General features: G+C 59.6%; 16 protein-coding genes. 11 read left to right on the forward strand and 5 right to left on the reverse strand.

Annotated features, from left to right (window positions below):
• Positions 1 to 4 precede the first annotated feature (4 nt).
• Genes nuoJ through nuoN form a run of 5 tightly spaced genes read left to right on the forward strand, consistent with a single transcriptional unit; the run spans position 5 to position 5,661 of the window.
• The gene (nuoJ, locus tag Q0Y21_RS15615) at positions 5 to 517 is read left to right on the forward strand and encodes an NADH-quinone oxidoreductase subunit J (RefSeq protein WP_297797468.1); all 513 of its coding nucleotides are present in this window, start codon (positions 5 to 7) and stop codon (positions 515 to 517) included.
• Positions 517 to 825, forward strand: coding sequence for an NADH-quinone oxidoreductase subunit NuoK (nuoK, locus tag Q0Y21_RS15620; RefSeq protein WP_297797470.1), 309 nt, complete (start codon positions 517 to 519; stop codon positions 823 to 825). The genes nuoJ and nuoK overlap by 1 nt, the downstream gene beginning before the upstream one ends.
• Positions 822 to 2,696 carry an NADH-quinone oxidoreductase subunit L gene (gene nuoL / locus Q0Y21_RS15625; protein ID WP_297797472.1) on the forward strand — a complete coding sequence of 625 codons (1,875 nt, stop codon included), beginning with the start codon at positions 822 to 824 and terminating at the stop codon, positions 2,694 to 2,696. The genes nuoK and nuoL overlap by 4 nt, the downstream gene beginning before the upstream one ends.
• Complete coding sequence (gene nuoM / locus Q0Y21_RS15630) at positions 2,693 to 4,222, forward strand: NADH-quinone oxidoreductase subunit M (protein WP_297797474.1); 1,530 nt, start codon at positions 2,693 to 2,695, stop codon at positions 4,220 to 4,222. Before nuoL ends, nuoM begins: the two co-directional genes overlap by 4 nt.
• Positions 4,222 to 5,661: an NADH-quinone oxidoreductase subunit NuoN gene (gene nuoN / locus Q0Y21_RS15635; RefSeq protein ID WP_297797476.1), complete on the forward strand. Its 1,440-nt coding sequence runs from the start codon at positions 4,222 to 4,224 to the stop codon at positions 5,659 to 5,661. The genes nuoM and nuoN overlap by 1 nt, the downstream gene beginning before the upstream one ends.
• Position 5,662: 1 nt before the next feature.
• Here nuoN and Q0Y21_RS15640 read toward each other — a convergent pair whose 3' ends face one another.
• Entirely contained in the window at positions 5,663 to 6,973 is a 1,311-nt protein-coding gene (locus Q0Y21_RS15640) for an NAD(P)/FAD-dependent oxidoreductase (protein ID WP_297797478.1), read from the reverse strand.
• Between the two features lie 179 nt (positions 6,974 to 7,152).
• Positions 7,153 to 7,758, reverse strand: a complete 606-nt coding sequence (locus tag Q0Y21_RS15645) for a TetR/AcrR family transcriptional regulator (protein ID WP_297797479.1) — start codon at positions 7,756 to 7,758, stop codon at positions 7,153 to 7,155.
• A 117-nt stretch (positions 7,759 to 7,875) separates the two neighbouring features.
• On the opposite strand from Q0Y21_RS15645, the gene Q0Y21_RS15650 reads away from it, so the two are divergent.
• Entirely contained in the window at positions 7,876 to 8,430 is a 555-nt protein-coding gene (locus Q0Y21_RS15650) for a carboxymuconolactone decarboxylase family protein (RefSeq protein WP_297797481.1), read from the forward strand.
• Between the two features lie 30 nt (positions 8,431 to 8,460).
• Here Q0Y21_RS15650 and Q0Y21_RS15655 read toward each other — a convergent pair whose 3' ends face one another.
• Positions 8,461 to 10,569, reverse strand: a complete 2,109-nt coding sequence (locus Q0Y21_RS15655; RefSeq protein WP_297797483.1) for a NosR/NirI family protein — start codon at positions 10,567 to 10,569, stop codon at positions 8,461 to 8,463.
• Positions 10,570 to 10,676: 107 nt separating this feature from the next.
• Between Q0Y21_RS15655 and Q0Y21_RS15660 the strand changes: the two genes are divergently transcribed.
• Positions 10,677 to 11,237, forward strand: a complete 561-nt coding sequence (locus Q0Y21_RS15660; protein ID WP_297797485.1) for a TIGR00730 family Rossman fold protein — start codon at positions 10,677 to 10,679, stop codon at positions 11,235 to 11,237.
• A 9-nt stretch (positions 11,238 to 11,246) separates the two neighbouring features.
• Here Q0Y21_RS15660 and Q0Y21_RS15665 read toward each other — a convergent pair whose 3' ends face one another.
• Entirely contained in the window at positions 11,247 to 11,987 is a 741-nt protein-coding gene (locus tag Q0Y21_RS15665; protein ID WP_297797487.1) for a methyltransferase domain-containing protein, read from the reverse strand.
• A 150-nt stretch (positions 11,988 to 12,137) separates the two neighbouring features.
• Between Q0Y21_RS15665 and Q0Y21_RS15670 the strand changes: the two genes are divergently transcribed.
• The 4 genes from Q0Y21_RS15670 (at position 12,138) to Q0Y21_RS15685 (ending at position 15,500) form a co-directional block, all read left to right on the forward strand.
• On the forward strand, positions 12,138 to 12,761 hold the full coding sequence (locus Q0Y21_RS15670; protein WP_297797489.1) for a YbhB/YbcL family Raf kinase inhibitor-like protein: 624 nt from the start codon (positions 12,138 to 12,140) through the stop codon (positions 12,759 to 12,761).
• Positions 12,762 to 12,843: 82 nt separating this feature from the next.
• On the forward strand, positions 12,844 to 13,548 hold the full coding sequence (locus Q0Y21_RS15675; protein WP_297797491.1) for a TVP38/TMEM64 family protein: 705 nt from the start codon (positions 12,844 to 12,846) through the stop codon (positions 13,546 to 13,548).
• A 93-nt stretch (positions 13,549 to 13,641) separates the two neighbouring features.
• Complete coding sequence (locus Q0Y21_RS15680; RefSeq protein WP_297797493.1) at positions 13,642 to 14,493, forward strand: UDP-2,3-diacylglucosamine diphosphatase; 852 nt, start codon at positions 13,642 to 13,644, stop codon at positions 14,491 to 14,493.
• Between the two features lie 74 nt (positions 14,494 to 14,567).
• Positions 14,568 to 15,500: a sucrase ferredoxin gene (locus tag Q0Y21_RS15685; protein WP_297797495.1), complete on the forward strand. Its 933-nt coding sequence runs from the start codon at positions 14,568 to 14,570 to the stop codon at positions 15,498 to 15,500.
• Here Q0Y21_RS15685 and Q0Y21_RS15690 read toward each other — a convergent pair.
• Positions 15,490 to 16,698, reverse strand: coding sequence for an ADP-ribosylglycohydrolase family protein (locus tag Q0Y21_RS15690; RefSeq protein ID WP_297797497.1), 1,209 nt, complete (start codon positions 16,696 to 16,698; stop codon positions 15,490 to 15,492). The genes Q0Y21_RS15685 and Q0Y21_RS15690 overlap by 11 nt on opposite strands.
• Between the last annotated feature and the right edge of the window lie 9 nt (positions 16,699 to 16,707).

Consider the following 16,707-nt stretch of genomic DNA (forward strand, 5'->3'; position numbering starts at 1 on the left):
ATCCATGGAACTGGCATTTTATCTGAGTGGGCTGGTGGCGGTACTGGCCACCGTGGGTGTGATCACCGGCAAGAACCCGGTGCATGCGGTGGTGTACCTCATTGTGTCGCTGATTGCCGTGGCGCTGGTGTTTTTTGCACTGGGCGCACCGTTTGCCGGGGCCCTGGAAATCATTGTCTATGCCGGCGCCATCATGGTCCTGTTCGTGTTTGTGGTGATGATGCTCAATCTGGGCCCGGACGAAGACAGCGCGGGCTGGCGTCACCCACGCCACTGGGTTGGCCCCTCAATACTGGCAGGAATCCTCCTGGCTGTGCTGGTGACCCTGCTGATACGGGGTGACCTGGTACAGGTCATCGAGGGCGACCTGCTGACCGCCCGGTCGGTGGCCCTGACCCTGTTCGGGCCCTGGCTCATGGTGGTTGAGCTGTCGGGGCTGCTGCTACTGGGGGCTCTGATTACAGCTTCTCACGTCGGGCGTCGTTCAAATCCGTCACGGAACAGGAGTGGTCACTGATGTCGGGCATCCCGGTGGAACACGGCCTGATCCTGGCCGCTATTCTCTTTGTGTTGGGCCTGGCGGGGCTGATGCTGAGGCGGAACATGCTGTTCGTACTGATGAGCCTGGAGGTCATGCTGAATGCGGCGGCCCTTGCCTTTGTGGTGGGTGCCACGGCCTGGAAACAGCCCGAAGGTCAGGCCATGTTTCTGCTGGTAATCACCCTGGCGGCCGCTGAAGCCGCGGTGGGGCTGGCACTGATGATTCAGCTCTTCCAGCGTGCGCGTTCCCTGAACCTGGACCTGACCAGCAGGATGCGCGGATGATGGAGTTGGCCGTTACCCTGTCGTTTGCGTTGCCCCTGATCGGTACCCTGCTGCTGGCGTTTTCCGGTGGTCGTCTGGGGCCCCGTCTGGCCTCCGCGATCGGTGTTGCCAGCATCGGACTGGCGGCGCTGGCGACGGCCTGGGCGATTGCTCTTCATGCCGGCGGCGACGAAACCCTGCGCTTTACGCTCTGGACCTGGATCGAGGCGGGTGCGTTCAGGCCGACCATCGGTCTGGCGGTGGATGGCCTGGCCCTGGTAATGATGGCGGTTATTACCGGCGTGGGTTTTTTCATCCACCTGTTCGCCGCCTGGTACATGGCGGGGGATGCGGGGGTCACTCGCTTCTATGCCTGGATGAACCTGTTCGTCTTCAGCATGCTGATCCTGGTGCTGGGGGATAACCTCTTGTTGCTGTTCCTGGGCTGGGAAGGCGTGGGGCTGTGCAGTTACCTGCTGATCGGCTACTACTTCCAGGACAGCGCCAACGGCCGCGCCGCGTTCAAGGCATTTGTGGTGACCCGGATCGGGGATGTCTTCCTGGCCCTGGGTTTGTTCCTGATCTTCCGGGACCTGGGAACCCTGGATATTCAGCAGGTGATGGTCCGGGCCTCCGAGGTCTGGTCGGTCGGCGACCCCACGGCGAGCCTGGTGGCGCTGCTGGTGCTCGGCGGGGCCCTGGGCAAGTCGGCACAGTTGCCGCTGCATACCTGGTTACCGGACGCCATGGCGGGCCCGACCCCGGTGTCGGCGCTGATCCACGCGGCCACCATGGTAACCGCCGGGGTCTACCTGATCGCGCGGCTGAACGGCATTTTCCTGCTGGCGCCGGACGTGCTCTGGCTGGTCGGTGTGATTGGTGCGGTCTCGCTGCTGCTGGCGGCGTTTGCCGCTCTCGCCCAGACCGACATCAAGCGGATCCTGGCCTATTCCACCATGAGCCAGATCGGCTACATGTTTCTGGCGCTCGGCGTCGGCGCTTTTGATGCGGCCATTTTCCACCTGGTTACTCACGCCTTCTTCAAGGCGCTGTTGTTCCTGTCGGCCGGCGCCGTGATCATCAGTTGTCACCACGAGCAGGATATGGGGAGACTGGGCGGACTGCGAAAGCGGCTGCCGGTGGCCTATGGCGGTTTCCTGGTGGGCGGCGCGGCCCTGGTGGCGCTGCCTCTGGTGACGGCGGGCTTCTACAGCAAGGATGAAATCCTCTGGCAAGCGGTGGCTGCCGGCCACCAGGGGCTTTTGCTGGCGGGCCTTATAGGCGCGTTTCTGACCTGTATTTACACGGTGCGTTTGATTCTCGGGACCTTCCACGGGGACTGTGGCAGCGACAACGCCCGTAATGCCGAGCCGGGTACCAACCCGTTGACCCATCACCTGCCCTTGGTGGTGCTGGCGGTATTATCCACTGCCCTGGGCGCCTGGCTTTACCCGCATCTCGGCGGCCTGTTCCCGGCGCCGCCCGGCGCCAGCACCGACGCCGGACACACCCTGCTCCAGATACTGGCCATCAGCACCGTGATCGCGGGTCTGGCAACGGCGGGCTGGCTGTTTCTGGCCCGTCCCCAGTGGCTGCGGCGACAGGCCGGGCATGGCCTGGGCGCCCTGTTGTGGTCGCTGTGGCACCGGGCCTGGGGATTTGATGCCCTGTATGACCGGCTTCTGGTCAGGCCCTGGCAGTATCTGGTCCGGATGCTGAGGTACGACCTGGTGAACATGACGATGAATCTTCCTGCCCTGTTGGCCAAACTCCTCAATGGTGGACTGGTGCGAACCCAGAACGGCCGGATCCGGAGCTACGCGACAGCGATGATTCTGGGCGCCACGGTAATGCTTCTGGCGCTGGTGCTGCTCCCGGGGGGTGTCGCATGATCCTGGTCTGGCTGATTCTGATTCCCTTTCTCGGCGGTCTCTTGTGCTGGCAGGCGGATCGTTGGGGCGAGCAGGCGCCGCGGTGGATTGCCCTGGCGACCATGCTGTTTGTGCTGGTGATCAGCCTCTGGTTGTGGGTTACCGGGGACTTTGCTTTTCCCCAGGGGGCCCAGAACCAGTGGCTACTGGAATGGCGGACGTCCTGGATTCCCCGCTTCGGCGTTGAGGTGCACCTGGCCATAGACGGCCTGTCGATGATTCTGGTGGCCCTCACCGGTTTCCTCGGCGCGCTGGCGGTGCTGTGTTCCTGGCACGAGATCACCCACCGCATCGGTTTCTTTCACCTCAACCTGTTGTGGATACTCGGTGGTGTCGTGGGGGTCTTCCTGGCGCTGGACCTGTTTCTGTTTTTCCTGTTCTGGGAAATGATGCTGGTGCCCATGTATTTCCTGATTGCGCTCTGGGGCCACAGTGGCTCGCCGGGTCAAACCCGCATTCGTGCCGCCACCCGCTTCTTCATTTACACCCAGGCCAGCGGACTGTTGATGCTGGTGGCGATCCTGTCGCTGGTGTTTATCCACTTCGGTAACAGCGGCGAATGGTCGTTCAGCTATGACGTCCTGCGCCGGGCGGACGTGCCGGAGGCGATGGCGCCCTGGCTGATGCTGGGCTTTTTCGTCGCATTTGCGGTCAAACTGCCAGTGGTGCCCTTCCATGGCTGGTTGCCAGACGCCCACGCCCAGGCTCCGACCGCCGGCAGTGTCGATCTGGCCGGCATCCTGCTGAAAACCGCAGCTTACGGCATGCTTCGGTTCGGTCTGCCGCTGTTCCCGGAAGAATCCCGGGCCTTTGCGCCGGTGGCCATGACACTGGGGCTGATCGGTATCATCTATGGCGCGGTGCTGGCGTGCGGCCAGCAGGACATCAAGCGGCTAATTGCCTACACCAGTATTTCCCATATGGGCTTCGTGCTGATTGCCATCTACTCCGGCTCGGAACTGGCCATTCAGGGGGCGGTGGTGCTGATGGTAGCGCACGCGTTCTCATCAGCCGGTCTGTTTATCCTGAGCGGGCAGCTGTATGAACGCATCCATACCCGTGATATGACCATCATGGGTGGCCTCTGGGGTCGGATACCGGCGCTGCCGGGCTTTACCCTGTGCTTTGTCGCGGCCTCCCTGGGCATGCCCGCCACCGCCAACTTCGTGGGCGAATTCATGATTCTGTTCGGCACTTTCCCGACGGCGCCGGTGGTTGTGGTGATTGCCAGTGCCGGTCTGGTGCTTGCGGCTATCTATTCCCTGATCCTGATGCAGCGGGTGCATTTCGGGCCCGTGTACCGACAGGGCGCGCTGGCGGGACCGGACTGGCGGGAGTACATCATGATGCTGAGTCTGTTGGCGCTGGTCATTCTGGTCGGACTGTATCCCCAGCCTCTGCTGGATATCACTGCTGGCCTGTCTGCTTCCATTGCCGAGCTGTTCGCCGAAGGCAGTCTGGCCGACGTTGCCGGAGAGGTGCGCTGATGCTGACGACCGCGGACCTTGTCACGGTATTGCCCCTGATCATTGTCGCTTCGACGGCGGTGATCGTCATGCTCGGGGTTGCCTGGCGGCGAAATCATGCGGTTACCGCGCTGGTCTCGGCGGCGGGCCTGGTTCTTGGTCTGTTGGCGCTGCCGCTGACCTTTCCCGCGACCAGCTCCCCGCCTCTGATGCAGGTGGATGGCTTGGCGGTCATGGCGGGCACTCTGGTCCTGGTCTCGGCGCTGGTGACGGTGATCCTGAGCCATCATTACCTGACCGGCTACATCGGACCGAAGGAAGAGTTTTATCTGCTGCTGTTGTGCGCCACTGCCGGCGCCCTGGCGCTGGTGGCCAGCGACCACCTGGCAATGCTGTTTATCAGCCTGGAGCTTTTGTCCATGCCTTTGTACGGCATGTTGGCTTACAGCTTTCGCGCGGAGCGCTCTCTGGAAGCGGGTATCAAGTATCTGCTGTTGTCGGCTGCGGCAACGGCGTTCCTGCTGTTTGGTATGGCGCTGATCTACGCCCGCACCGGTTACCTGGATCTGGCCGGTGTGGCTGGAGCGCTGGTACAGGCACCGGATGCCTGGATGCTCGCCGGCGCTGCCCTGATCGTGGTGGGGTTGGGTTTCAAGCTGTCCGTGGTGCCCTTCCACCTGTGGACACCCGACGTATATCAGGGTGGCCCGGCGCCCGCCACCATCTTCCTGGCCACCGTCAGCAAGCTGGCTGTGTTCGTGGTGCTGTTAAGGCTGGTGCTGGCGGCACCGTTCTTCAGCAGTGAGTGGCTGCAGACCCTGATTACGGTACTGGCCCTGCTGACCATGTTGGGGGGGAATCTTCTGGCCCTGTTCCAGGCCAATCTCAAACGCCTGCTGGGTTATTCCTCCATCGCCCATTTCGGTTATCTGCTGGTGGCGATTGTCGTCGGCAACGCCCTGGCCACGGAAACCACCGGGGTGTACCTGATCACCTATCTGGTCACTACCCTGGCGGCTTTCGGCGTGGTCACCCTGGTCTCAAGTCCGTTTGGTGGTGAAGATGCTGACGGGTTGCCGGTATACCGGGGTCTGTTCTGGCGCCGGCCTTACCTGGCGGCGGTGATGACAGTCAGCTTCCTGTCACTGGCGGGCATTCCGTTAACCGCTGGCTTTATCGGGAAGTTCTACGTGATTGCCCTGGGCGTTGCCGACAGTCGCTGGTGGCTGGTGGGCGGGGTTGTCGCAGGCAGTGCCATCGGCCTGTACTACTACCTGCGAGTGATGGTGACCCTGTACCTGCCGGAGCCCGGTATGCGTCGCCGGGATGTCACCAATGACTGGGGCAGTCGCATTGGCGGCCTGACCCTGATGGCCCTGGCTGTGGTCATTCTCGTGCTTGGTATCTACCCCGCCCCGATGATCGACTGGGTCCAAGGACTCAGCGGATTAACGAATTAGACTAGTGCAGTTTGAGCCGCGGATGCATGGCCCGGTTGATCCTGTCCATCAGCCAGATCACGCCGGTCCTCAGGAATCCGTGCAGGGCGACCTGGTGCATGCGGTACAGGGAAACATAGAACAGGCGGGCCACCTTGCCTTCAATGTACATGCTGCGCCCGGACAGGTTGCCCATCAGGTTGCCGACGGTGGTGTAGTGACTGAAGTTGATCAATGAGCCGTAATCATTGTAGACAAAGGGCACGGCCTCTTTGTCCTCAAGTCGGTTACAGAGCGTCTTGAACAACGCATCCGCCTGCTGGTGCGCGGCCTGGGCCCTTGGCGGTACGGGTCTTTCGGAATCCGGCTGGGGGCAGGCGGCACAATCACCCAGCGCAAAAATGCTGTTGTCACGGGTGGTTTGCAGAGTCTGCTCCACCACCAGCTGGTTGCCCCGGTTCACTTCGAGGCCATCCAGTTCCGCCAGGAAGCCGGGTGCCTTGATTCCGGCGGCCCAGATGGTCATTTCCGAAGGCAGTTCGGTGCCGTCCTTCATCACAATGCTTTGCGCGCGTACTTCGCTCACCGGTTGTCCGGTCATGACCTTGACGCTTTGCCGTTCCAGTTCCCGGGTGGCGGCTGCGGACAGGCGTTCGGGCAATGCCGGCAGGATACGGTCAGCCGCCTCGATGACAGAGATCGATACATCCGATGCCTGCAGATGACTCATGCCAAAGACCGGTAACTCCCGTGAGGCCAGGCGTAGCTCCGCTGCCAGTTCCACGCCTGTGGCCCCGGCGCCGATGATGGTGATGGGCAGTTCGTGGGTCTGACCCTGGTTCGCATCGTGGTTCTTGCGCAGGAAAGCATTGAGCAACAGGTTATGGAAACGGCGTGCCTGCATCAGGCTGTCCAGGAACAGGCAGTGCTCCTGGGCGCCGGGTGTGCCGAAATCATTGGCGGTACTGCCGACAGCCACCACCAGGGTGTCATAACTGATGCGACGCTCCGGAACCACTTCCACGCCCTCTTCATCGTGAAAGGGCGCGATCACCAGCTGTTTGGCGTCACGATCCAGTCCGCTCATGCAACCAAGCTGGAACTCATAATGGTGCTTTTGGGCGTGTGCGCGGTAGTTGATCTCGTTGGCACTGGCATCGAGTGACCCGGAGGCCACTTCGTGGAGCAGGGGTTTCCAGACATGGGTCAGGCCGGCATCCACCAGGGTAATGCGCGCCCTGCGCTTCCTGCCAAGTTTGTTGCCCAGGCTGGTGACGAGCTCAAGACCGCCGGCACCACCGCCGACTACGACAATGTGATGAAGTTTATCCATGACAATCAGACCTTTAAGTGAAGAGAGCCAAGCGCTCTTCGGGCAAAAGCGCTTGGCTGTCCTCACTGGAAACGAATGAAAGGTAGGGTGCTAATACTGGCGCGATAATACTAACGCGGAGAGGACAGCAGGTACAATTGGACCAATGTCCCGCTTTCCCTCAACTCTTACGGACGGGGTCAGTGGTGGGTGCGGTATCCATCCAGGATGGCTGCCATGTCGTCCCCGAGAGCCTGTAGTTGCTCACTCGTCAGGCCTCTCTCGGCCATGGCCCGCAGCGCCATGATCTGGGCCTGGATTAGCCTGGCCAGACGGCTGCAATCCGCTGTTGAGAGCAGTTCTCCCCGACCCTTTGCCTGCTCCAGTGCTGCTTTCAGGGCATGCTCAATCGCTGCAAGAATGCTGTTGGCCTGGGCTGCCAGTTCACTGTGTGTGTTGCTGGATTCCAGCAGGGTTTTGACGATCATGCAGGCCCGCGATGGCGCCTCTGTATCGGGGCCACAGCTGGCGGCAATGGTGCGCAGGTAATCCTGAAGGCCGTCCACGATGGAATCGTATTGTTCCAGGTGCGCGGCCATTTCCCGACCGCCCCGTTCGGCGTAGGAGGCCAGTGCTTCGGAAAACAGCCCATCCTTGCTGCCGAATGTGGCGTAAATACTACCGGGGCGCATATCCAGGGCGTGCTCGATTTGTTTCATCGAGCTGCCATGGTAGCCCTTCTCCCAGAACAGGCCAACGGCCTTCTCCAGGGCGACTTTTCGGTCATAGCGTGCGTGTCTGGCCATATCAGCAGTCCACCAACATTCTGTTTGAATGACTGCTCAATTATATCTTGAACGTCTGCTCAATAACAGATAGGGTTGAGTGGTAGTTGAATGGTCGCTCAAAAAAAGGGGATGGTTATGACTGATTTCACTCTTCACGATATGGATTCTGCCCCGGAACACGCCAAACCCCTGCTGGAAAACTCACTCAAGGGCTTTGGCATGATTCCCAGCCTCCATGCCGTGATGGCGGAAGCACCGGGTGTTCTGGAGGCCTACCAGAAGCTTCATCAACTGGTGCTGGACAGCAGCTTCGATAACGATGAGAAGACCGTGGTCTGGCAGACCATCAACGTCGAAAATGCCTGCCACTACTGCGTGCCGGCCCACACCGGCATTGCCAAGATGATGGAAGTGTCGGACGAGATCACCAACGCTCTTCGTGATGAAACCCCGCTACCGACCGAAAAACTGGAGGCGCTACGCACCTTCACTCTGGCAGTGATGAATAAGCGGGGTAACGTCAGCAAGGAAGATCTGGAAGCGTTTTACGGTGCAGGCTACAAGCGTCGCCAGGTTCTCGAAGTGATTCTGGTGCTCTCACAGAAAACCATGAGTAACTACATCAACCATATCGCCGAGACGCCGGTTGATGAGCCATTCAAAAAATTCGAGTGGCAGAAAAATCAGTAGGCCCGCAGTGGCATGAGTACGGATGTGGGCTCAGCCCGCATCCGTGGCCAGTATATTCGCCTGCCTTTCACGCTTCTTGTTCTGGATCCGCTTGTCCACGCACTGATCCTCGTCCCGCAGAATGACCACACACTCCAGACACTGGATGCATTCATCGTAATCCACCCGACCGTCCTTGCGGATAGCGTCAATCCCGCATTCGTTCTTGCAATGCTGGCAGGGATTGCCGCACAGCTCGACCCGATCCAGCCAGCTGAACAACCGGAACCGCCCCAGCACCGCCAACCCGGCGCCCAAAGGGCAGAGATACCGACAGTAGAATTTGTGGATAAACATACCGATCACCAGCAGTCCCACTGCATAAACAACAAACGGCCAGTAACGTACAAACAGCAGGGTAATGCTGGTCTTGAATGGTTCCACCTCCGCCAGTTGTTCCGCCAGAGTCAGTGAATAGAACGCCGTGCCCACCAGACTCAGGAGAATGGGATACTTGAGGAGGATGAGTCTACGGTGCCAGCGTTCCGGCACCCTGACTTGCCTGAACTTCAGCTTTTCGCCCAGCCAGGCGGCCATCTCCTGCAACGCACCGAACGGGCACAGCCAGCCACAGAACAGCCCCCGGCCCCAGATGAAGAGAGTGATGAAGGTGTAGGTCCAGAGAATGAAGATCACCGGGTCCAACAGGAAGACATCCAGTGAGAAGCCGTCCCAGATCGCCAGGAACAGGGTGTAGATATTCACCACCGAGAGCTGGCCCTGGGCATAGAATCCGATGAAGAACAGGGTAAAGAACAGGAAGCCCCAGCGGAAACGGCGCACCAGCCTGGGGTAGCGGCTGAGGGTCTTCTGTTTGGCGAAAAAAACCGTAAGAACCGCCAGGCCAATCACCAGAAGAGAGATTTGCCACCAGCGTTCCTTCCACAAACCGACCCACACCGGCTCCCGCGTGTCCTCCGGGGACGCGGCGATTTCAACGGTTTCGAACAGGTCGTTGTTGAACTGCACGGGGATGTCGAAGGTGGTGCGATCCACCATCAGGTGATTGCGCGCGAGGGTGACGTTCAGTTTAAGGTTCGCCTCTGCCCCTGGATTGAAGCCGAGGCTGCCGCCGACACGGAACAGGTGGCTGGCGTCGAAGGCCGGCATACCCTCCAGCTGCAGCTGGAGGGTCGGGCCCAGCAGGTTGAGATCCCGCATTTCCACGGCAAGGTTGTTCTGGGTCAGCCCAATGCGATCGGGTGTGCTGCCGGGCACAAAATCTTCTGCGACATGAAGGAAGCTGCCCCGGGAAAACACCGCCAATACCTGGGCGCCGCCTTCGTATCGCTCCATGAGTTGCTGATAGCCCTCGTCACCCAGCAGGTTGCGACCGACCATGGGAGCATTGATATAACCAAAGAACAGCTCACTGAAAGGTTCCCCCTCGGACGGCTGGATATCCATGGGGTAATCGGACAGCGGGCGACCGATGGCGTCTTCAACCGTTGCTGCATCCACCCGCCAATGGCCGATGTAGCCCCGGTCTAACAACTGATGCCAGGACAAAGGCTCATAGAAATCCGGTTTTGCCCGCGTTGGCGCGGCCTGGGCAAAGCCCTCCAGTTTCTGTCGCGCAACCTGCAATGCGGAGGACAGGACGGTGTCGTTCAGAATCAGGACCGATACCGTTGCCTTGCTGACCCCGTCAAAGTACACCACATTGCCGCCGGCATCCCGACCGGACCGGGTGGAATTCGAGGTGCCAACAATGATCTGCTCCCGCAGTGAACGGTTCTCGTACTGGTCGGTAAACTGAAACAGGGGCTCTTCGCCCAGGCCATGCAGAAAAACCGGTTCATGGTGATTCAGGACTTTCACGCCGGTAAACCGGCCACGGGTATCGAGTCCGATCAGCAGTTTGATCGGTTTACCGGCAAAACCCTGGAGACGGGTGAAGTCGGTAGACACGTAGGCGTAGCCGAGCAGTTCCTGTAACTGGTATACCGGATACACGGGGAAGTCCGGCAACTTGTCCTTGATGACGGTTGCTGAGGGGAACAGCTCCTGGATCAATGCCCGCCTCTCCCCGGAAAGCTCCGCGTGGGCCGTGGTCAACCAGAACAGACAGGCAAGAAGGAGCAAGATACGCCCGGCCATAGGGGACTCCTGCAGTTCTTGTTATTGAAACTTCCATGCTAGAGTTTTCGGCGGTTGGCTCAATGCGACCTCGGAGCCACCTGCCTGCTACTTTGTGAGGAGATTTGATGAAAATCGCTGTTTATTGCGGCTCCAGGAGTGGAAATGATCCGGTCTATGCTGACAGGGTCAGGGAGCTGGGTGCGTTCTTCGGAAGCCACGGTGCCGATATCGTATTTGGTGGCGGTCATGTCGGGTTGATGGGGATTGTGGCGGATTCCGTGCTGGCGTCCGGGGGGAAAGTCTACGGCGTGATTCCGGAACACCTGCGTGCCCGTGAGCTGGCTCACGGTAGCCTGACGGAACTGCATGTGGTGAAAGACATGCACGAGCGCAAGGCCAAAATGGCGGAGTTGGCGGATGGCTTCGTTGCCCTGCCGGGCGGTATCGGTACCCTGGAGGAGATCTTCGAGGCCTGGACCTGGGGGCAACTGGGCTTTCATCAAAAACCCTGCGCTTTGTTCAACGTCAACGGTTTCTACGATCCCCTGCTGACGATGGTGTCAGCCATGGAACGCGCGGGCTTCCTGAAGCAGGAATACATCGACATGCTCATCAAGTCGGAGGACCCCGAAACCCTGCTGAAGCAGATGCGGCAGTACCAACCTCCCCGGGAAAAGTGGACCTGAACAGCCTGGCTACAGCCGGTTAACCTTGGTCATCAGCTTGCGCCAATCGATGGGCAGACGATTTTCCAGCTCCGTCAGCAATGGATCTTTTGAATGCAGGGCATCGAAAGGATGCTTGCTGGCGTATATCACGGTGTTGTTGCTCTTGCTTCGGAACATCAGTAACACCGCAAAGTGCTTCTTGAGCTGGCGGAAATAAGGGCCTTCCGGATCCGGTGTGCGGTGATAGTTGAGCACCAGCCAGCCCCTGTCCGTCAGCGCCCGGCTGCACTCATCGACAAACTGACGCTGGGCCTGGGCGGGACTCATGCGGTCGGCGTTATAGAGGTCCGCCAGGATCATGTCGGTACTGGCATCGGGCACGGCTGCCAGGGCATTGCGTGCGTCAGCGATGGTGACGGCCAGGCGATCGTTATCCGGCAGGTCGAAAAACTCCAGGGCCACATCCAGCACGGCCTGTCTCAGTTCCACAGCATGAATGCGGCAGTCCGGGTACAGATGGTGGAACGCATTCACCATCACACCGCCGCCGAGTCCCAGGATGGTGACATGCCGGGGCCTGGCAAAGGCCGCAGGCAACATCATCGCGCGGTTGTATTCGTGCACCGGGAGATAAGGAAAACGACGGTCAATCTTGCTTTGCTCAAACACCGAATTGAAGGTCAGGACCCGGTGCTTGCGGTAATCGATCACCAGGATACTCCCCAGGGCATCGCGGGTGTGATGGATGATCTCGCCTTTGTTGAACATGCGGGATGACTGGCTCTCGGCTGGTTGCGGTGGCGTCTGCTAATCTGGACATAGCGACACCACCATTGTTAAAACCTTTTTATCACAGAACAGACGATATCCGGATAGAGTTACCGAGATAAAGGCCAACCAACAACAGGAGGCAGCACCGTGAAACTAGAGGTTCGAGGCATCGACGAGGGGAAACCCATCCCGGAAAAGTTCGCGTTTGGGGTCTACAGCCAGGAAGACCACATGAGTTTCGGTCCCAACCGCAACCCGGAAATCAGCTGGGAGGGCGCGCCGGAAGGCACCCGCAGTTTCGTGGTCATGATGTTTGATCCGGATGTGCCCAGTGTGGCAGATGATGTGAATCAGGAAGGGAAAACTGTTTCAAAGGACATCCCGAGGGTGGATTTCTTCCACTGGCTACTGGTGGATGTACCCGCCCACATCAGCCGGATTCCCGAAGGTGAGGACAGTGACGGCGTCATTCCCAAAGGCAAGGATCCGGGTCCCGGGCCAATCGGTATTCGTGGCGTGAATAACTACACCCAGTTCCTGGCCGGTAACCCGGACATGGCGGGTACTTACGCAGGTTATGATGGTCCATGCCCGCCCTGGAACGATGAAATCATCCATCACTATCATTTTGAAGTGCACGCGCTGGACAGGGAGAGCCTGGGGCTGGAGGGCGAGTTCGATGGTAATGATGTGCGAGAGGCCATGGCCGGGCATGTTCTGGCGAGTGCCAGGATAACGGGCACATACACCCTGAACCCGGAACTCCGTTAGTAGTTCTGCCAGACGAGGCATGCACACCTGCCGGACAGGAGGCCCATGGCAAACACCGCCTGATACAACGCAGAGAGCCCGCATGGTTAGTGGCGATACCCGTTTCAAACTCAGTATTGTGGCTGTAGTCGCCATCGTTATGGCCCTTCTGTGGCTACTCTTGCGCCAGTTAGGCATGCCCGCAAGCCTGGCGCCGGCAGAAATCTCGCTGTGGCTGAACAGTCAGGGTCCGCTGGGCCCGTTATTGCTCATGCTGATGATGGTCATGGGGGTTGTGGTCGGCCCGATTCCGACCCTGCCAATCAGCGCAGCTTCCGGTCTGGCCTATGGCATGTTGCAGGGCACACTGATTGCCGTGACCGGCGCTCTGGCAGGCGCAATGATCGCCTTCTGGCTGGCCCGGCTTCTGGGGCGTGACGTGGTTGCCCGTAAATTCGGCAACAACCCCGTGTTCTCTTCCGAAGGCTCCCAGAGGTTTCTGTTCATTGCGGTCATGCTTACCCGGCTGATTCCCCTGTTTTCCTATGCCCTGGTCAGTTATGCCGCCGGCGTGACAGCGATCCACGCATGGCGTTTTGCGGTGGCATCGCTTATCGGCATGCTACCTATGACGTTCGTGTTTGCCGGACTCGGGCATACCTTTGAGCTGAATCCGGTGCTGACGGTTCTGGCAGCTGTCGTCATCCTGGTTATCATGAGCGTGCTGCCCCTGTACCTGAGCAGAAAACCGGAATCTGCGCTGGCGCGCTGGTTGCACCTGTATCGAGGACCCGGGGACCAAAGGTGATCCGTCACCAGATTGTCGTCTTCCTGTCACCTTCCCGTCACCGCCTTTTGCAAAGGTGGCTGTATCCGGAATGGCTGAAAGGTGGGAGACGAAATGCGGAACTACCGGAGTGTGTTCATTTCCGATGTGCACCTGGGGACGGCGGATTGTCAGGCAGACTATCTGCTGGATTTCCTCAACAACGTCCGCTGCGAGACCCTCTATCTGGTAGGGGATATCGTCGACCTGATTGCGATGCAGCGGCGGGTACATTTCCCGCAGTCCCATCAGGCGGTCGTCCACAAACTTATGGACCTTGCCGCAACCGGTACCCGGGTGGTGTATGTGCCGGGCAACCACGATGAATTTGTCCGTCGCTTCTGTGGCCAGACCATCTCCGGTATCGACATCCGCTACAAGGCCATCCACACCACCGCCGATGGCCGGCGATTCCTGGTCTGCCACGGTGACCAGTTTGATCAGGTGGTGCGCTGCAGCCCGCTGATGCTGTTGGTGGGGGACCGTGCCCACGGCCTTCTGTTGCGCCTCAATCGTTGGTTTAACGCCTGGCGGCGGCTCAACGGCAAGCCCTACTGGTCATTGGCGGCCTGGGTCAAAAGCCGTATCGGTAAGGCACGTACCTTCATCCGCCGCTTTGAGCTGGCCGCCCTCACTGCGGCAGAGCGCGGCCACTATGACGGCTTCATTTGTGGTCACATTCACTCCGCCGGTTTCCTCAGAAGTGCCGAAGGCCTGTATTGCAACGACGGGGATTGGGTGGAGCACTGTACCGCATTGGTGGAGCAGGCCGATGGCGAGCTGCAGCTGCTGCACTGGTCGGAGAATCCGTCCATCATTGCCTCGGAACCGCAAACGCCGGCTCCGGAAATGAGCGGCGACCAGCGTCCGGTGATTGATGTGTTGCCCGCGGCGTTCGTGGAGCAGGTAAACCGGGTGATGAACTGATGCTTGTGATGTATTGGTTTGATCATGAGAATGGGAGGTAATACTATCAGGCCATCTCAGAAAGCGACGCCAATATGCCCTCCGATCGACATTCCGCCAGCCAACGATTCTGCTCTGTTGAAGGCCTGCGGGCTGGTGACCCACTGGCCGGCACCGGAACCCACGCGGTCAGCAATCTGTTAATCAGCTGGCCCCGTCCGAAATGGTCCCGCAGCCTGCGGCTGGCCCATGATATGGGTGAGGAGCTGACCCAGCGGTTAGAGCGTATTGCTGCCAGTGGTCGGCGGGTGAACATGATCGATCAGCGCGGCAGGTCGGCCTGTAGCCACAGAATCTATCTGCTGCCAGAAGGTCGATATTTCGATGTGGAGCGAAGCGAGCTTGCTGATTTTCTGGCAGCGGTGGAATCCGGCAGTGATCTGGCCAACTGGTCAGGTGAACCGATGAGCGAAGCGCTATTGCTTTGCTGTACTCATGGAAAGAAAGACAAGTGCTGCGCCAAGTTTGGCTATGCCGCCTATCGTGAGCTTGCGGCAACGGTCAAGAACCGTCGTTTACCCTTTGACGTCTGGGAGAGCTCACATCTGGGTGGATGCCGGTTTTCAGCCAGCGTCATGATCTTCCCGACCATGCGTAAGTACGGTCGCGTTGCGCCGGAACACGTATTGCCCCTCCTTGAGCATGAGGTTGAAGGGGTGCCCTATTTACCCTGCTATCGCGGCAATTCACGACTAAGCCAACCTCAGCAGTGCGCCGAAATTGCGGCACTGGAGTGGTTGTCGGAGCGGAACGTGACGGCGAGCCTTTCGGTCGAGGTTGAATCCATGTCCGGCAATGATGAAGCCTCTGTGCGAGTGAACTGGACGGCGGCTAACACATCCGGAACGCTGATCGTTGAATGCGGGGTTATCGAGGTGATGCGGGTGGATACCTGTGCCGACTTTGATGAGGGCCCCACGCCGTCCCGTTGCTGGGTCGCGAACGACATCAGGTCGCTCATCGGGTGACAACGTCGTGGGCCTTTGGTGCCCATGTGCGGTTCACCAGTGACTCGATATCCCTGAGGATTGCAGAGGCATCGGTCACCCGCGCCAGCCAGCTCAGGGGAATGCCTCGCTCACCCCCCACGCCGTGAATTGCGGCCATGGCCGGCCCGATGATCCAGGCCCGGCCGCAGGAGTCGCCCCCACACTGGATATTGGCGCGAACGGCGTCGGTAAAGCTGTTGGCATGGTGCAGGATGTGAAAGATCACCGGCATGGCTTCATGCAGATAACAGGTGCGGCCATAGGTATCGCCGGCGCCCGTTGCATCGAGAACGGAGCCGGAGCGGGCTTTGTTGAGGGTATCCGCGTCTGGCGCTTCATTGGTTGCGACATCCAGAGCTGTTGATATGGGGTCACCCCTGTAAATATGGTCCAGAAGTTGTGCAGCGCATTTTGCCCAGGCCACGGCGTCGTCATTGTGATTGGTCACCCGTACAGCGGCTTCTGTGATCGCCATCAGCCTGACGCTGCCGCAATAACTGGCCACCAGAGGCGGCAGTTTGGAGACAGCTGGTAACTGCATATCGTCGGCGCCGCTCTCGGGCAGCAGGTGTTGATCGATGGTCTCAGCCAGGTGCACACCGGCTTCCTGAATCTCCGGTTCCTGGTAGGTAAGGCTGATGGCCTTGCGGACCGGAGCAGCCAACTGATCGCCGCTCAGGCGCCGGGTGTAGGGCAAAACCTTCTGTACCAGAATGCGCTTCTGTTTATCGGTCAGTTCGGCCGTGGTAGTTGATAGCGCCTGTTCAATGGCATTCTGCTCGATGGTGCCCAGGTTGTTCAGGGTCACCCGGGTGGGGTTGTCGATGTAGCCCCGCCAATGACCGCCGGGGCCAAAGAAGGTACGAAAACGCCGCTGGTAATCGCGGACATCCAGGATGCCCTCACTGGCCAGCAGGCTGTCGGTCAGAACCCCGGTCGCGGCGCCATAATGACTGACATCACCGATCCGCTTGCCCTCGTGGGCGAAATAGCCAAGCCCGCCTTTGAAGTAATCGGCTGTCACGGGCAGGAATTCCGGGGACTGGCCGCCAACCTCGATGATGCGTTGGCTATCGTACAGCCAGTGCAGTCCGAGACTTGCGGCATCCGCGACCCATCCCCCGGCAATTGCATCGATAATGCGAGTGACTTGGCTGGCTGGGACATGGTTAGTCATGGAAGAGCC

Origin of the sequence: uncultured Marinobacter sp. (assembly GCF_947259545.1) — a bacterium.
Taxonomy (GTDB): domain Bacteria; phylum Pseudomonadota; class Gammaproteobacteria; order Pseudomonadales; family Oleiphilaceae; genus Marinobacter.

What these genes read in the sequence shown, in the direction of transcription:
- nuoJ (WP_297797468.1), top strand. Translation starts at nt 5, where the DNA reads ATGGAACTGGCATTTTATCTGAGTGGGCTGGTGGCGGTACTGGCCACC.
- nuoK (WP_297797470.1), top strand. Translation starts at nt 517, where the DNA reads ATGTCGGGCATCCCGGTGGAACACGGCCTGATCCTGGCCGCTATTCTC.
- nuoL (WP_297797472.1), top strand. Translation starts at nt 822, where the DNA reads ATGATGGAGTTGGCCGTTACCCTGTCGTTTGCGTTGCCCCTGATCGGT.
- nuoM (WP_297797474.1), top strand. Translation starts at nt 2,693, where the DNA reads ATGATCCTGGTCTGGCTGATTCTGATTCCCTTTCTCGGCGGTCTCTTG.
- nuoN (WP_297797476.1), top strand. Translation starts at nt 4,222, where the DNA reads ATGCTGACGACCGCGGACCTTGTCACGGTATTGCCCCTGATCATTGTC.
- Q0Y21_RS15640 (WP_297797478.1), bottom strand. Translation starts at nt 6,973, where the DNA reads ATGGATAAACTTCATCACATTGTCGTAGTCGGCGGTGGTGCCGGCGGT.
- Q0Y21_RS15645 (WP_297797479.1), bottom strand. Translation starts at nt 7,758, where the DNA reads ATGGCCAGACACGCACGCTATGACCGAAAAGTCGCCCTGGAGAAGGCC.
- Q0Y21_RS15650 (WP_297797481.1), top strand. Translation starts at nt 7,876, where the DNA reads ATGACTGATTTCACTCTTCACGATATGGATTCTGCCCCGGAACACGCC.
- Q0Y21_RS15655 (WP_297797483.1), bottom strand. Translation starts at nt 10,569, where the DNA reads ATGGCCGGGCGTATCTTGCTCCTTCTTGCCTGTCTGTTCTGGTTGACC.
- Q0Y21_RS15660 (WP_297797485.1), top strand. Translation starts at nt 10,677, where the DNA reads ATGAAAATCGCTGTTTATTGCGGCTCCAGGAGTGGAAATGATCCGGTC.
- Q0Y21_RS15665 (WP_297797487.1), bottom strand. Translation starts at nt 11,987, where the DNA reads ATGTTCAACAAAGGCGAGATCATCCATCACACCCGCGATGCCCTGGGG.
- Q0Y21_RS15675 (WP_297797491.1), top strand. Translation starts at nt 12,844, where the DNA reads ATGGTTAGTGGCGATACCCGTTTCAAACTCAGTATTGTGGCTGTAGTC.
- Q0Y21_RS15680 (WP_297797493.1), top strand. Translation starts at nt 13,642, where the DNA reads ATGCGGAACTACCGGAGTGTGTTCATTTCCGATGTGCACCTGGGGACG.
- Q0Y21_RS15685 (WP_297797495.1), top strand. Translation starts at nt 14,568, where the DNA reads ATGCCCTCCGATCGACATTCCGCCAGCCAACGATTCTGCTCTGTTGAA.
- Q0Y21_RS15690 (WP_297797497.1), bottom strand. Translation starts at nt 16,698, where the DNA reads ATGACTAACCATGTCCCAGCCAGCCAAGTCACTCGCATTATCGATGCA.